This is a genomic window from Mycoplasmoides alvi ATCC 29626 (genome assembly GCF_000701785.1).
GTDB classification, from domain to species: domain Bacteria; phylum Bacillota_I; class Bacilli_A; order Mycoplasmatales; family Mycoplasmoidaceae; genus Mycoplasmoides; species Mycoplasmoides alvi.
This window is the reverse complement of the sequence record NZ_JNJU01000007.1, coordinates 1-17,332: the sequence shown is the minus strand read 5'-3', so window position 1 is coordinate 17,332 and position 17,332 is coordinate 1. Positions and strand designations below refer to the sequence as shown.

The window sequence follows — 17,332 nt, the reverse complement described above, 5'->3', positions numbered from 1 at the left end:
GTCATTACATATGGATAAAAAAAAAGTATTTGAATATTTATCTAATAGAGGATTAATTGCTCAAACTATTTTTCCTGATGAATTAAAAGACTTGGTAAATAATAAAAAGATTAAATTTTATATTGGATTTGATCCAACAGCTGATAGTTTACATATTGGTCATTTATTGACCTTAAGAGTTGCTCATATTTTACAAAAACATGGTCACCAACCATATGTAATTCTTGGTGGAGGCACTGGTTATATTGGCGATCCAACAGGCAGAACTGACATGAGAAAAATGTTATCAACTAATGACATAAATGGTTATGTAACTAACTTTCAAAAACAAATTAAGCAATTTTTAGATTTTTCAGGAGAAAATAAAGCAATTATTTTAAATAATGCTGATTGACTTCTTAATTTAAAGTGAATTGATATTTTACGTCAAATTGGACAGCATATTTCAGTTAACAAAATGCTTTCAACTGATGCTTATAAATCTAGATGAGAAAGAGGGTTAACATTTTTAGAATTAAATTATATGGTGATGCAAGGTTATGACTTTTTGTATTTAAATCAAAATTATGATGTTGCTTTGCAATTAGGTGGTAATGATCAATGATCTAATATTATTGCAGGTGTGGATTTGATTAGAAGAATAGAGTTAAAAACTGCATACGGAATGACTTTGACTCTTTTGACTAAATCTGATGGAACTAAAATAGGTAAAACTGCAAGTGGAGCTTTATGGTTAGATCCAAATAAAACAAGTCCGTATTCTTTTTATCAATATTGAATTAATGTAGATGATAAAGAATTGAAAAAATTATTTTTAATGTTAACAGACTTTGAAGAAGAAGAAATTAACCAAATTGTAAATAAATGTGGCAAAGATATTGTAGAGACTAAGCAGCTATTAGCTTATACTTTAACTAAAATGGTTCATGGAAAAAATGCTGCGGATAATGCAAAAGAAAAATCTATTGCTGCTTTTTCTGACAATAATATTGACAATATGCCTACAATTACAGTTAATTTGGAAGACTATTCAATTGCTAATTTATTGGTTGAATCTCAATTAGCAAAATCTAAAAGTGAAGCTAGGCGATTAATTTTAGCCGGAGGTATAAGTATTAATAACACTAGAATAACTGATCCACAATCAATTTTAGCTGCAGACTTAGTAAGTACAAAATACTTTGTTCTTCATAAAGGCAAAAAACAACATATAAAGGTGGTTTTAAAAGATTAATTTATGAATAAAAAAAAATTAGATGACAAATATACATGAGACCTTGATGCGATTTTAGAAAAATCTAAATTAGAAGACTTACATAAAGAATGGAAAAATAGTTATCAGAAATTAATTGATATTTATGATAATGGTAAATGTTTTTCAACATTGAATAAATTTGATAATTTTTTAAAACAATCTAAGAAATTACAACTTTTATCTAATAGATTAATTAATTATGTTTCCAATAATTTAAATGAAAATATTGCCGATTCTAAATGAAATGGATGATCGCAACAAATAACAATTGAATCTAATCAATTAGGACAAAAATTATCTAATTTATCTAATGACATTATTAAAAACAAAAAGCAAATAAAAGAATATTTAAAATTACCTAAATACAAAGAATACGAACGTGATTTTTATTTATCATTTAGAAATGAAAAGCACATTTTGACTAATGAAGAAGAACAAGTTTTGTCAAAACTATCTATTTTAAATCATGCAAGTGAAGACATTTTTGATACATTAACTAGATCTGAGATTCAATTTGAAGATGCCATATCATCAAAAGGTAAACACTATAAAATTAAAACATTATCAGATGTAGCTCCTTTGTTAAAATCTTCAGATAGAAAGTTACGTAAATCTGCATGATTGTCTGAATATAATGGATTTTATCGATATAAAGAAACATTAACTAAATTACTATATCATGCTTACTTGAATTTTAATACTAATGCTAAAATTCGCAAACATGATGATTATGTGAGCGAAACTGCTTTCAATGATGAAATCCCAGTAAGTTTTATTAAATTAATTTATGAAGAAACATCTAAATTTACAACATTGGTTAAAGAATTTGGTTTACTAACTAAGATTGCAATTAAAAATAAATTTAATCTTAATAAAGTAGAACCTTGAGATGTCTCTATACCTCTTTTTAAAAAAAATACTAAGTATTCAATTGAAGATGCTCAAAGAATTGCACTTGAAGCTTTAAAACCATTAGGACAAAATTATGTAAATATGGTTAAAAAAGCTTTTGATGATAGATGAATATCATGGTTGCCCAAACCTGGAAAACAAACAGGAGCTTATTCAATAGGAAGTGCCGAAGGATTAACTAAGTATTACATCTCTATGAACTTTGATAAAACTTTAAGATCAGTTTATACCATTGTTCATGAATTAGGTCATTCAATGCATACATGAAAACTTTTGGAAAATCAAAAAATTTATACTGATGTTTCAATTTTTTATGCAGAAATTTCTTCTATTGCAAATGAAATGTTTTTAAACTATTATTTGCTAGATAAGTATAAAAATGATTCTAAAATGAAAATCATTATTTTAATTGAAATGATTCAAAATTTTTTTGCTACAACCACACGCCAAATTATGTTTAGTAATTTTGAGTTTGAAGCTAATGAAAAAATTAACAAAGGTGAAGAATTTAGTAGTGAAACAGCATTTGATTTATATGCAGAAATGTATAGAAAATATTTAGGTTATTCAAAAACACAACTAAAAAAATTAAAATCTGGAGATTATAAAAAAGGATTATCTATTATCACAGCTGTACCTCACTTTTATGCTGGTATTTTTTATGTTTATAAATATGCTGTGGGTCAGATTGCAGCCATTATTGCAGCTAAGCGAATTATGGACAAAAAGTCAAATGCTTTAAGCAACTTTATGAAATTCTTGTCTTCTGGAAATTCTTTACCACCTTTAGAAACAATAAGTTTATTAGATATTGATTTAACTAGTAAAGAAATTTGAAAAGAATCATTTGAAATTGTTCAAGATTGAATTAAATTATTAAAAATAGAACTTAAAAAAATAAAATTGATCAAATAATAAACTGATTTGTATTTTAATAATTTTTAATTATTTTGTTTTAACCTTGGTTTTAATAATGTTTAAATTAGCTTTGAAGATTTCTAAAAGTATATATGATGATATGTTTAATTTATTAACAAACTAAAATGAATTAAGACTTATAATTTTGAGTAGACAAATTTAGTAATTTTTTTAGAGCAAATTTTATATATTAGGGATGTTGCAACAAACAAAATTTAACAGTTATTTATTTTTTATAATTATGTGCTATAATAAGAGTGGATTCTTTTATAGTATCCAAGTCTACTAAAGAATGTCTATGCATGCCAAGACAAGGTCTTAGTGCCGCAACCACATCTGCCTTTAAAGCAGATGTTTTTTATTTATATGTACTTAAAATCAAATTAGTAAAAACATAAATAATAAGATATAAAAAATTTTTTTCCTAGGTGTCACTTTAGGATTTTGTATTTAGGTTTACTAAATATATAAAATTACATAAATTTTTTAATTTATTAAAATTGTTTAAAAATATTTATTTTGAATTAAAAATGTTTCAATATTATTGAAGTGTCTATTAGGAAATTCAAATTTAAAAATTCATATAACCAAGAGTTTGTGAAATAACTCTTTGTTTTTATTTACATAATGCAAAACCTATTACTGCTACTCGCAATAATAGATTTTGAAATTAGGGAATAGCAATTACTTTTTAGATTTAAAAGCAAATGGTTTTAAAGAGTTTTAAATTTCTTAAACTTATCTTCCATCACTGCATTTTCTTTTAGATATCTAATATCTTGAACAAGTAAAACAAATACTTGTTCATTCCACATTTTAAACCATGCTAAAATTATTTGTTGAGGTGGTTTTATGATCATCATCAAACCCAATTTTTTTGTTTTTCAAAAATTGTTATCGTTCCTTAACTTCTTTCATGTCTGTTTTGCTCTTTAGTTTTGGTAAAAATTACTTTTTATTTAAATGATTTAATATAGGCATTGTACTTTAAATGTCATTTTAGAAATTAAAAGTTTTTATTTTGTAATTTTTCCAAAATTTGCTTTTTTTTTTTTTTTTACAATACCCCTTACATATTAAAAAAAATATTAAATTTACTAAATGCATTTAAAAAGAGAGTTATTATGAAAAAGATTAAGTTAATAAATTTTTTATTACCTTTATTGGGTGTTGGTTCATTAACGATTATTCCAATTGTGACAACAGCTTGTGGGCAAGAACAAATTAATAATCAAAACCAAACTGTTGCTAATGATTCATCAAAAGCAACTGATTCTACATCTACATCTGTAGTTAATGAATGAGCTGCAAATAAAAAAATTGAAAATGAAAAAATTTTAAAAAATATAAGATGGTTTTATAAGTCATCAAACACACAAAGCGATAAAGATTCAATTAATGCAGATTTAACTCCTAAAAATCTTGATGCAGCCATTGGACAAGTTTATGATCTTAATGGTGATGATAAAATCATTACAGATATGCAAAATGGTAGTAACAATTTAAATTTTTATCCATATGTTAAGTGTGGTAAAAATCAATACACACCAATAAATGTAGTTACTACTAGTCCCACTGGAACTGAAATTAAAAATAGCTGATTTGTTGCTAATGATAATCCTGCATTAAAAGGTAAAATTTTAACTATGGATTATTTTATACCAACTGTTGCTCTTGCTAATGTTCCATCGACACAACAATCATCAAGTGATAATTTGGATACTTCATATCAAGATTCTTATAAATTGACTATTCATAAACTTACACTAAGTGATTCTACATCTGAGTTTCCTAATGGAGACCCTAGAACTATGGCAACTGTTGAACAAACTAGTGGTAAGGCTGAAATTGATAATTCATTGGTTTTGTTAGATATGAAAAGACCAAATCCAACTAGTGTTGAAAATCTTATGCAAAAGTACCAAAATATTGCAACAGTTCCATCTACTGGTAGTGATATGTCTTATTTACAACAAATAAATCATTTTATTACTACCATAGATGGCTTAGATGATAAAGCAGGTGTCCAACCTTTTAATGAAGTTGATTTAAAAAATCTTTTTAAGGAATTTAGTGAAATAAACAATATGAGTAATGCTGTTGATGTTATTAGTTCTTTGAGTGTGAAAGATGCTAAAGTTTTTCAAATAATTCAAGGCATAATATATCAATTGTTTAATGTAGTGGATAATGAAGATCATAAGTTATTTAGTATTGTTTCAGCTATTGTTGATGGTTTAACAGAAATAAAAGAACATTATCGAGGAAACCCAAACATTAGTAACAATACCAATCCAGTTGGAATAACAGATAACCAAGTGGTTCAAATAGTAGATGAAGTTGGTAAGGTATTATATTCAACAGTACTATTTTATGTAGGTTTTGCTAAAGAACTTTATCAATTGGCATTAAATTGTGTACAAGTAGTTAATATGCCTAACCCTGTTTCTATTTCTAAGAAATAACATATATTTTTTATGAAAAAAATAAAACTAATTAAATTTTTAACACCATTATTAGGTTTATTTAGTTTGCTTGGCATTATCTCTCCATTTATTGTTTCTTGTGCTCAAGAACAACAGTCTTCAGATAATCCAAGTGATAATCCTAATCAAGGTGGTGATTCATCAGGTTCAGACAATAATGGTTCAGGTTCTGGAGACAATTCAGATTCTAATTCAGGATCAGATTCAACTGGTGACAATGAAGAGACTATACCCGTTTACTTGAAAGAATGATTAAGTAACAAACAAAAAGAAAATCAAGCTATTTTAAAACATTTAGTTTGATTGTATGATTATACAAATCCTAGTAATTTAGATAAATTAATTACAAATGTTATTAATATGCACAATGATGATTTTGTTGTTACTTCACAACAAGGGGGCAAAGAACTTGGTCTTTATCCTTATGTTGAATGCTCAACTAATCAATATACTCCAGTTACTGAGTGATTTGCGCCTATTGTTTCAAATAATGCATTAAAAGATAAAATTTTTAAAATGGATTATTTTACAACTCAAATCCAAAAAAATGTTCCATACACTCAGTCAACATATAAAGATTCATCTTTTATTCCATCTATTGAAAATAAAACAAAAGACATTTATACAATCTCAATTCATAATTTATCTTTGTGTGATGCAACTGTAAATTTTCCTTTAGGAGATTTAAGAACATTAGCATTAATTGGTGAACAAACAACCCAAAGCAAAACTTCAAACATGATTAATATTTTTGAATTAGCACGTGTTAGTGCCCAAACAGTTCAAGATACAATTGAAAAATATGTTGATTTGCAAAAAACAGAATATTTTAAAGATATTTCATCAACCTTAGATCAAGCTAGTAAATTAGAACAAAATTCTGAATTGACTATTTCACCATCGTTTATTGAAGGGAAAATTGATCTATTAGATGTAGCAAGTCTGGGTGATACTTCAAGTAACAAACCATTTGTTAATATTGTTGATAGTTTTAAAAAAATTGGTAGAGTTACTAATGATCACCTTAAGGATTTTATATCTAAACTTAATGATTCTAATAATCCATCTATTTATACAGATTTAGCAGCCTTATTAAAACAAATTTTTGGTGATGAAAGTACTTTAATTGCTGATGCAACTAGCCTTGATCAAAAATTAACTAATCTTCTTAAAGAACAACAAAATGTTTTGACTAATAAAGAAACTAGTGATGATTTAGGCCAAGGTCAAGCACAAATAACAATTCCAGAAATGGCAAAAAAGTTACAAACTTTATTGCACAATGTTGTTGGTTATTATTATAGTTTAGGTTTTAGTTTGTATAACTTAATGGTGTTAGAATAATTATTAAAAATTTTTTATTTTTACTCAGAGCGACACTCTAACTGTAACCCTTACATTTACAATATTATGTTAGATGTTGTGTTGTTATTATAATCATCAAAATAAAAAATGCATCCACAAAAAAACAATGGGTGCATTTTGTTATGTATTTAAAATGACTTAATTAAGATTTAATTGATTAAATAATTAAATCCTAGTTTTTCAATTCAAAATTTTTTAGGCAACTTATTAATTAAATTAAATACTTCATCTAATTCCTCATTAGATATTTTTTTAAATTCAATTTAATTATCAATTGTTATACTTTTAACTTTTAGTTTATTTTTTAATAAATAATTTATCACTTTTAATTTATTTAAAAATTTGTCTTGGCAACATGCACAATATTGTTTAAAAAATGTTAAACTCAAAATACTTTTTATTGTGAAAAAGATATTTATGATAGAAACATTTTTAATATTTTCTTTGAGCTAAAATAAAATTATATTTACTATGTATTTTAATATAGGCATTGCGCTTTAAGTGTAATTTCAGTATAATATTTGTTATTTAATAATTTATTTTTTATTTAATATTTTTTAAATTATGCGATATAAAAAAATATTTTTAACATTAAGTTTTTTTGCTTTTCTTGCATCAAGTAGTCTTTTTATTGTCTCATGTTCTTCAAATACAAATTCTTCAGAATCAACTGGAACTGACAATAATTTAGATACAAATAAGCCATCAGTTGAACCTGATCCAAAACCTGAAGTTCCGGTTCCAACACCAGACCCAAAACCAGAACCAACACCAGAGCCCACTCCTGATCCAACACCTGGACCAGAACCTAAACCTCCAGTTTCGAGTGATGGCAAGGACGCACATTGTTTAGATTTAAAAAGTATTTTGAGTAAAAATAGTTCTATTGAAGTTATTGAATCTACTGAATGATTTAAATCAACTAAAGAAAAAATTATTAATTCAATTTTATTAGATCCAACAATAAATTTTGAAAGATTAACTGATGAAGAGACAATGACAAAGTCTTTTTTTGAAAAAATTCAAGAATATGGTTTTTATGGAAATATTGGAAACACAATAGAGGAGAGAGTGAATAAATCCCCTATTTATGAAACATTTGATAATTTTACTAAAAAGAAAACTTTACCTAAATTATCACAAGACTATTCATCAATTTCCATTTCTACAAATGTTAATCTTAATAAAATTATTGAAAATAATCCATTTGGATATTTACCATCAAATTTGTCAGAAATTTTTTATTACACTAAATTAAGTGATTTAAAAACTTTGTTTAATTTAGTAAATGATATTGCAGTTATTGAGGCCAATTTTGATGATGAACTTGGTATTTTTGAATTAATTATTAAAGACACTAGCAACAATGTTTTGAGGTATTTATTTAACAAAGAAAATAGTGCATTAAAACAAGTTAGTGATTTTTGACAATATATTTATGATCGATCTTTTAGGATTAGATTTGATGTATATAATTACAAAAATGTTGCATCAACTTATGAAACACCAAAATATAAATTTATCAAGAATAAACAAATGGGTACAGGTTGAATAATAGATCGTATTAAAAATGATAATTCAGATATTTATGAATTTTTAGTAGCTTCAAACACACATGTATTTGATTTACATGATACATATGATATGTATGCAAATGAATCTTATTACTCAGCAAGTGAAGCATTTAAACAATATTGAAATGCTGGTTTTTGATCTAATGATTATAAGGATACAACTCAACAATACATAGTTAAGGGAAAAAGTTATGAGGGGTTAAGTAAACAAGAAAGAACTACTCCTATTCCAGTTCAAGTTATGAAATATGATGAAAAAAATGTAACTGATTTATCTGAAAGTTCAACACCAATTTGAGAAAATGTTAATAACCAAAACTCTAGTACATATATAGATCTTGTGTACTATACTCCTTTGTTTGAATCCTCTGGTGTTAAATCTAAATTTGCAGCTGATGTTGATCAAATTTTTGAAAGTGATTGTGTTGATAAAAGTACTAGAATTGGCACCCTTAAAAATGGTGGAATTGATTTTGCTATTTCTAAAATGCAATTTACTAAAAATCAAATTCAAAAATTATTTCCATCTTTATATGAAGTTTTAAACACTAAAGATGAGGCTAGTTGGTATATAGGTTTAAATCATAAAGGGGAACATATTTCTCCAAGTGAGTCTATAATGGTTGGCGGCTTCCCTTTATCAGGAAATTGAGAAAATACATATTCTAGTAGTGGCAGAGTTAATGTTAAAAAAAGATATGTATCAAAAGAAACAACTTCATTTGATTTTTTTAGTTATTGGGCACGATATGATGAAGCAATAAACTTAGAGCGGAATAAAATTAATAATAGGTATAAATGATATCAAAAAAAATTTAAAGATTTTGATCATGGAATGACATTAACATATGCTAATCAGCAAGGTTCTACTTATTATTTTAAACCATGAAATGATGAATACTTAGAACAAGGAGCTAGTGGTTCACTTGCTATTAATTCACGCTTTGAACCCATTGGAGTTTTAAGTCTTTACGCATATAATGATCTAAATAATTCAAGTAATAATGGTGTTGGTAATGCTATTACATTATTTAAATCTGTTAAAGAAAATGATGATTCAGAATGAAATGGTAGCATTTTTGATGATTTTTTAAAAAAATTAGTTAGAGATAATATAAAAACATACAAATTGAACCCATAATTGTTCTATGTTTTAACTTTTGTATTTTATCCCCTTACTATTGTTATTTTCTTATTAAATTTACGCAAAATTTCTTCATAAAAATTTTCCATTATTTATTGATATGTTTAATGATTTGACTAAACTTTATGATTTAAGGAAATATTAAGTGTTTAATTTAACTTATTTATATTAATGTTATTAATATTATAAAAATATTGGCATTATCAACATTTATATTTCTAATGTTTTTATCATTAATATTAGAATTAAAAATATCTTCAGCATATTTTCTGTCACTAGATGAATTATTTAAATTATTTTTGGTTATGTCTATTAAAAATTAATTTGATTTGTTGCAAAGCAATCCATTATATAATCCATTATAATTAAGTGATTTCTTGCTAAGCAAGAACCATTTAGATTTAAATGAATTCTTTCAAGCTCAAGGTATTTTAGTGTCAGAACAAAAAGATCAAACTAAAAATAAAGATGATTTTGAAAGAGACTAATAATTTATTAATTATTTAACAATGCATATCATAAATTATATGTACATTACTTATTAAATTGTTTACAAATTAAAATACAATTCTATTTCATTTAAATTTAAGATCTTTAACAACACTAGGTTCAAAATCAACATCATGTTATATTATGATTGTATTTTAATGTAGTCTATATCACTTCAACTTATTTCTATATCTTTCATAGAACCATCGGTTTGTTGAATTCCCAATACAACTTGAGTATTAGAAATTGATTTTATAGTCCCAGTGTAAGAAGGTCCTTTACTTGTTTCAACTTTTATTTGAACACCTTCTTTAAGATCTAATACTTCCACATAGGTTATTGTACTTAAATCAATGGATCTATTGTCAGATAATATTAATTTATTTTCAATGCAATTAGACAAATAACCATATTTATGACGTAGTAATGTGTCTTTCCCTCAAATTCGAACATACTTATTGATAGGCGGAATATATTTTTGAATATCTTTAATGTCGTTTCAATTTATGAAATCAGTTGAGTTGTTTATGATAATACCACTTGAATATACATTATTTACATATCCAAATTGAAAAGGATATTCTTTTCCAATTTGAACATAGTTTCCAGCAGAAAAAGTGATATTTTCAATAGATTTAATATTACTAAATTTAAAATCTTTATTTGCTAATTGCAAACCATCAGAATTTAATTTTGTAACAAGACCAAAAATAAATGTGTCATCATTTAAAAGAACCTTAAGTATATCCTTGTTTACATTTATTAAAATTTTAGAAACACTTTTTACATCACTAAATTTAAAATTTCTATTTGTGTCAAGAGTAAAATCATTTAAGTTTATTTGAGAAACACGACCAATTGTTTGTGTACTATCTTTTAAAGTAAGTTGAACTATATCACTTACTTTAATTCCTAATGAATTGTTTGAATTATTACTTGAATTATTGTTTGAATTATTACTTGAATTATCATTAGAATTATTTGATTCATTTTGTTCTGGTGATGATTCAGAACAAGATGTCAAAAATAATGGCATAACAATTAATGGAATTGAAAATATAGACATTAATCCAAATAATTTAAAACTTTTTATTTTTCTCTTGCTCATTTTTTACCTTCTACAATTAATTTGTAAATATTTTTAATACTTAAAAATTTTATTTATTTTACTAAATAAACATTAATAAGTTTAGCCCAAGATAAACTTTAACTTTGTATATGCTTTATTTCACTAGGAGTAGAGATACCTAAAATATTTAACACAAATTTAAGTACTCTTAATATAGATTTAGTCAAATAATACTTTTTTCTAATAGATTTATTTTTAATGTCTTTAATTATGCATTCATTATATCAAGCATAAAGAACTTTAGTTAATTCATACAAAAAATTTAGAACTTCAATGAGGACTCTCTCTCTTTTTTTTTTTTTTTTTACAATATAACCTATAACAATTTAGTTATAAATTTTTAAAAATTTATCAAAAAGAGAAATATATAAAATTTTAATAATTATGAATACTAAACCTAAAATAGCAATTGCTTTTGACTTGGGCACTACATCAGTAGGCTGATCAATAATCCAATATGATGAAGGTGAAAATGATAAGAAAACAAATTTCCATATTGTTGATATGGGAGTTAGATTATTTGATGATCCAGCAGAAAATGATTCAAATACAGAAAAACGTCGCCAATATAGAGGGACAAGAAGACGTATTCGTCGTTTGCAACAACGAAAAAAAGATTTAATGCAATTATGTATAAAAGAAAAACTTGTTGCAAATGAAGATGAATTTAAAAAGTACATAACAACATCATTTTATGATGAAAATTATAGTAAATATTTAATGCCTGTTGAAATCAAAATTAAAGGTTTAAAAAATAAACTAAGCAATCATGAACTTGTATTAATACTTCATAACTACATTAAACATCGTGGTCAATTATTAACAATTGAAACAGAAGAAAGTGAAAAAGAAAAAAACGAGGCAAGTAAGTTTTTTGACTCAAATAAATTTCCTTGTGAAAACCAATTCGAATGGTTTAAAATTAGTGGCAAAGTTTTGGGAAACCGAGGCAATTTAGGAATTAGTAATGAAGATTTTAAAAAAGAAATTATCGAAATTTTTAGAAATCAAAATCTTTCAGATGAATTTAAAAATCAATTTCTTGGGTATGTGCAAGACGGAGAAGAACATTTAGGTTTATTTGCACGCCATCGTCATTATTCAGAAGGTCCTGGTTCAGAGAAAAGTTTTAGTCCCTATGGGCGTTGAGAAATTGATCCAAAAACCAAAGAACCTAAAAAATGAAAGGGTGGTAACCTTTGGGATAATTTAATTGGTAAATGTACTTACTATCCAGAAGAAAAACGTAATTATAAAAAATCACCAATTACAGAAATATTTAATTTGCTAAATGATTTAGCAAATATGAAATTTGTAGATGAAAATGGCGAAATTAGACAATTTAATAGTAAAGAAAAATCTGAAATTCTTAAATTTGATTTATCTAAGATTACCTTAGATAAAATATGCAAACACTTCAAAATAGACACAAAAAATGGCATTTATTCAGGCCTTAGAAAAGATAAAAACGAAAAATTTGAAATAGAAAAATGTGAATCTACTAAAAAAATTGGAAATTGGTTAATTAAGAACAAAATTACATCTAAAATTGATTTAAATAATTTTGATGATTTAGATTTATTACATGAAATTTTTAAAATAGGATCTAGTTTTCAAAATTCAATGGAACGTATAAATGGTTTTAATGAAAAATTTAATTCTAACGAAAATCCAATTCTAAATAAATTTTCATTAAATAAATTAGATGAAGAATCAATTAAAGAGTTAGCGAAGGCAAATATTTTTTCTTCAGGAACATCATCATTATCAATTAAAGCACAAAAAGAATTTATTAAATTTACTTTAGATTCTAATATTGATAATATTGGCAAAAATCAAATGAATTTTTTTGAAGAAAATGTCAATCACTTACAAAAAAGTATTTTTGCTAACTATACATACTTTCCCGAAAATTATTTTGCAAATGAAATTATGCCATTGACCGTAAAGCGGGCATTTAATCAAACAACTAAAGTTTTAAATGAGATATTACGAAAGTATTCTAAAAAATATGAACTTGCATATGTTATGGTTGAAATGGCTCGAGAACTTAATTCTAAAGAAGTAAAAGAAGAAATAAAAAATGAACTAAAAAGAAATAAATCATATTTAGAAAAACAAATTGATCGACACCCAGAAGTAAATGAGGAATTATTAAAAAAAGGCGAAAATCGTCTTAAGTTTTTATTGTGATTAGAGCAAAATGGACGAGATTTGTATGATGACAAAGAAATAGATTTATATGAATTATTAAACAAACCCAATAAATACAATATTGATCATGTATTGCCTTATTCTTTGTCATTTATTGATTCTATGCAAAATAAAGTTTTAACTAGTGCAGAAAATAATCAAGCTAAAGGAGAAAGAACTCCTTATAAGTGGTTGGATGGTAATGCTTTTAAAGCTTATGAAGACAGATGTAATAAACTTTCTGAACAAATGAAAGTTAATGACAAGAAAAGACGTTCAAAACTAGAATCTAAGGTAAAAAATTATCTATTATACAAAGGCAATTTAGAAGAAGAATTATTAGGATTTGTTTCTCGTCAATTGAATGATACAAGATATATTTCTAGAGAATTTATAAAATATTTAAAAATGTTCTTTAGTCAAAGTATAAAATGAAAATCAAATAAAATTATTGTTCATGCAGTTAATGGCGCAATAACAACATATGCTAGACGTAATTTGTTTAAAGAAAGTAAAGAAGAAGGCTTCTTATTAAATAAAAATCGTGATATTTATAATCATCATGCGATTGATGCAAGTATTATTGGTTTTTTAGGCTTGAATCAAACAATTTTTAAGTTATTAAGATATAAAGTTATAAAAAAAGGTGATGGCTATCACAAAGATAATTCAGAAAATAATGAATTAATATTTACAGAAAATGATGTGTTAAATATTTTTGATGATAAATTGAAAGCAGTTGCTTTAAACTTTAGAAATCAAATGAGAGATTTTTTAAATGAAAACATTCAAGAAAAAAATATTAAATTTTCTCGAATGATTATTTCAAAAGAAAATTCACCTTTAGCAAATGATACCTTGTATTCATTACGAACTTATTCTAGGATAGATGAGAAAACTCATGAAAGGATTGAAGACTCTTATAAAATAACTAAGTTAAATTTGTTAGATGAAAGTTTAAAAATTGACGAGCTCAAAAAATATTTTGGTGATTCATGCAATGAAAAAGAACTCAGCAAATTACTAATTTACACAAAAGAAAAAAAGTTATACAAACAGTTAAACACTATTTTTAATGATAATTTTGATCCAAATGATAAAACCAATCCTTTTAGGAAATATATTGAGAAAACATATAAGGGAGAAGATTTTAATTATACAGATGATCAAATTAAGTTAATTGATAAACTACCAATTTTTAATGACAAAAATCAAATTACTCATTTAATAAAAAGTTTAAAGATCAAAGGTGATAAGGTTGATATTAGTGATAAATTATTATGCTCTAAAAATATTAAACCCCAAAATAAAAGTAAGAGTAACGGCAAATCATTTTATGATTCATTGAAACCCATAGGGGTACGAATTTATAGAAAAAATAATGGGAAATACATAACTATATTTTTAAATGCATTAACTTTGAATTGAGATAAAAATAAAAAGAAACTTATACCTAATGAAGAGAAAATTCAAAAAATTCTTCCTAAAGATGTAGACCCAAATAATTATTTATTTATTAAACGAGGAATGGCAATTTTAGGTATTGAAGATGTTAATAATAAAAAATTTAAAGTAGAAAAAGATAACTTATATTGCTTTGTAGGCGGAGGGGACAGATCTTCTGATAAATTAGAAATTGAACCAATTTTTAAGTTACAAAAAGATGATAATATGAAAAAAAGATTGCAACAGAATGTAGCAATTTCTACAATTACCAAAACATTTAAATTATGTAAAGTAGATTCTTTAGGCAATATTTATGATGTAATTTCTTTTGGTGAATATTTTGATAATTTAGCAAAAACAAAAATATCATTAAACAAATAATTATTTTTATTTTTATGGGTTGAAAAATTGTAGAAATACAAAAAGCAGAACGATTACGTTTATTTTTGAATAATTTAGTTATTTATCGTGAAGATAATAAAATAACAATTCCAATCAATGATATTGACACATTAATAATTGATAATGTGGAAATTACTTTATCAATTCAATTGTTAAATAAATTAGCTGATTTTAATGTAAATGTTATACTTTGTGATAATCGGCATTTGCCTAATGTACATTTAATTCCAATGATTGGTAATTATAATTCTTTAAAAATTTTAAATGCTCAATTATCATGAAATCATATTTTTAAAGCAAAATTATGAAAAGCAATTGTTCAACAAAAGATTTTAAATCAAATTTCAACTCTTAATCATTTTGAACCAAATAAAACCATAATTTATGAAATGAAAAATTTGTATAAAAATGTTAAAGAATATGATGTTACAAATCGTGAAGGGCATGCATCTAAAATTTATTGACACACTTTATTTGGTGTAGATTTTAATCGACATGATGATGACAATATAATTAATAAATATTTAAATTATGGATATTCAATTTTAAGAAGTTATTTTTCGCGATCAATTGTTAAAAAAGGTTTAGATCCAAGAATTTCTATTTTTCATAAATCATTTCATAATCATTTTGCTTTAGCCTCAGATTTGATGGAAGTATTTAGAGTTATTATTGATAATGAAGTATTAAAAATTGTTAAAATTGAGAAGATGAAAAATCCTTGATTTGAATCTAAGCAAAAACTTATTGAATGCTTTAATAAAAAAGTTTTGTTAAATCAAAAAGAGCAATTTATTAATAATGCAATTGATATTTTTATTGATTCAATAGTTCAAGAACAAACAATTCCAGAGTTGCAATTTCCGGTATATTATGAGTAACAAAGTTAGATATATGAGAATTATTTTAATGTTTGATCTGCCATCTAGAGAAGATTACGAAAAAAAGGAATATCGTAAGTTTCACAATGCATTAATTAAAAACGGTTATGTAATGATGCAGTTTTCTGTTTATGTTAAAGCTACTAATTCATATAGTAAACTAGATCGAGAAATAGATAAGTTTCGTAAAGTTATTCCTCGTTCAGGGAATGTTAGAATTTTACATGTAACAGAAAAACAATATCTAAACATGGAAATTATTTTAGGTCATAAAAATGTAAATGAAATTTACAATAACTCTAAAAGGTATATAAAAATATAAATGTTACAAATTTATTATCAAAATAATTGACATAATTTAGATTTTAATGGAATTAAAATATTAGAAACAACTTTTCCAACTCATTTTATTAAATCAATTTTAACTGATGATAATGAAAACCATCATTTAGTAGTTGATAGTAAAGTAATAAAATGAAAAAATGTTATTTATGTAAATGAATTATCTAAATATAGTGATTTTTTGTCATTGTCCAAATCTAATGTTTTGTATAAAAAAATTGTTGAGATAATAGGTGATAAAACATTAATAGATAACAATTTAGTAAATTTTGTAATTAATAAAATTAATAAAGATTTTCAAATAAATGATCTTTTGATTCCACAATATGATGTCTATAAATTAATTAATTCATCTATGGAAATCAATGATATTTCAAATATTGATTCAAAAACTTTTTTTGATTTCTTTTTGAAACTAGAATTTGATGAAAAGAAACTAATTATTTTTGATAATGTTAAAAATGCAACATATAAAAATTGCCAAAAACTTCTTAATAATTTTAATGTGTTAATAATTACAACTGATATTAGAGAAGTGATAAATCATTTTAATGAATTAGAAATTTGTGCCTATGTAAAAGAAAATGATTTTTTTGAAATTATTGATATTGACAAACTTATTTCTTATTTAGAAATGAAAACATCTTTGCCCATAGATCAAAAAGATTTGAACAATTTTTTATCTAAACATAATGATGAAAAAAGTCACAAAATTAATTTTTTTCTAAAAAACATTTAAAAAAAATGGTTGATTTTGACATTTTGGTGTGATAGCATTCTTTAGTAGACTTAAACT

General features: G+C 24.6%; 11 protein-coding genes. 9 read left to right on the top strand and 2 right to left on the bottom strand.

What is annotated here, in order from left to right; genetic code table 4:
* Positions 1 to 10: 10 nt before the first annotated feature.
* Both tyrS and pepF read left to right on the top strand, forming a co-directional pair.
* Positions 11 to 1,234, top strand: a complete 1,224-nt coding sequence (gene tyrS / locus T383_RS0101930) for a tyrosine--tRNA ligase (RefSeq protein WP_033160012.1) — start codon at positions 11 to 13, stop codon at positions 1,232 to 1,234.
* 3 nt (positions 1,235 to 1,237) lie between these two features.
* Positions 1,238 to 3,082, top strand: coding sequence for an oligoendopeptidase F (gene pepF, locus T383_RS0101925; protein WP_033160011.1), 1,845 nt, complete (start codon positions 1,238 to 1,240; stop codon positions 3,080 to 3,082).
* A 716-nt stretch (positions 3,083 to 3,798) separates the two neighbouring features.
* Here pepF and T383_RS03895 read toward each other — a convergent pair.
* Positions 3,799 to 3,945, bottom strand: a complete 147-nt coding sequence (locus tag T383_RS03895) for a hypothetical protein (RefSeq protein WP_156940244.1) — start codon at positions 3,943 to 3,945, stop codon at positions 3,799 to 3,801.
* A gap of 264 nt (positions 3,946 to 4,209) precedes the next feature.
* On the opposite strand from T383_RS03895, the gene T383_RS0101920 reads away from it, so the two are divergent.
* The 3 genes from T383_RS0101920 to T383_RS03950 all read left to right on the top strand — a co-directional run bounded on the left by T383_RS0101920 (position 4,210) and on the right by T383_RS03950 (position 9,651).
* A complete protein-coding gene (locus T383_RS0101920) occupies positions 4,210 to 5,550 on the top strand; it encodes a hypothetical protein (RefSeq protein WP_033160010.1) in 1,341 nt (446 codons plus the stop codon).
* A 12-nt stretch (positions 5,551 to 5,562) separates the two neighbouring features.
* A complete protein-coding gene (locus T383_RS0101915; protein ID WP_033160009.1) occupies positions 5,563 to 6,915 on the top strand; it encodes a hypothetical protein in 1,353 nt (450 codons plus the stop codon).
* Positions 6,916 to 7,500: 585 nt separating this feature from the next.
* Positions 7,501 to 9,651: an MAG2960 family serine endopeptidase lipoprotein gene (locus T383_RS03950; RefSeq protein ID WP_033160008.1), complete on the top strand. Its 2,151-nt coding sequence runs from the start codon at positions 7,501 to 7,503 to the stop codon at positions 9,649 to 9,651.
* Positions 9,652 to 10,285: 634 nt separating this feature from the next.
* Here T383_RS03950 and T383_RS0101905 read toward each other — a convergent pair.
* Positions 10,286 to 11,251, bottom strand: coding sequence for a hypothetical protein (locus T383_RS0101905; RefSeq protein ID WP_033160007.1), 966 nt, complete (start codon positions 11,249 to 11,251; stop codon positions 10,286 to 10,288).
* Between the two features lie 405 nt (positions 11,252 to 11,656).
* Between T383_RS0101905 and cas9 the strand changes: the two genes are divergently transcribed.
* The 4 genes from cas9 to T383_RS0101885 are packed head-to-tail and all read left to right on the top strand — an operon-like array spanning position 11,657 to position 17,275.
* Positions 11,657 to 15,292 (top strand): type II CRISPR RNA-guided endonuclease Cas9, encoded by a 3,636-nt coding sequence (cas9, locus tag T383_RS0101900; RefSeq protein ID WP_033160006.1) that lies wholly within the window; start codon positions 11,657 to 11,659, stop codon positions 15,290 to 15,292.
* A gap of 14 nt (positions 15,293 to 15,306) precedes the next feature.
* Positions 15,307 to 16,194 carry a type II CRISPR-associated endonuclease Cas1 gene (gene cas1 / locus T383_RS0101895; protein ID WP_033160005.1) on the top strand — a complete coding sequence of 296 codons (888 nt, stop codon included), beginning with the start codon at positions 15,307 to 15,309 and terminating at the stop codon, positions 16,192 to 16,194.
* Positions 16,187 to 16,516 (top strand): CRISPR-associated endonuclease Cas2, encoded by a 330-nt coding sequence (gene cas2 / locus T383_RS0101890; protein ID WP_052664010.1) that lies wholly within the window; start codon positions 16,187 to 16,189, stop codon positions 16,514 to 16,516. Before cas1 ends, cas2 begins: the two co-directional genes overlap by 8 nt.
* Positions 16,517 to 17,275 (top strand): hypothetical protein, encoded by a 759-nt coding sequence (locus T383_RS0101885; RefSeq protein ID WP_033160003.1) that lies wholly within the window; start codon positions 16,517 to 16,519, stop codon positions 17,273 to 17,275.
* Positions 17,276 to 17,332: the final 57 nt, after the last annotated feature.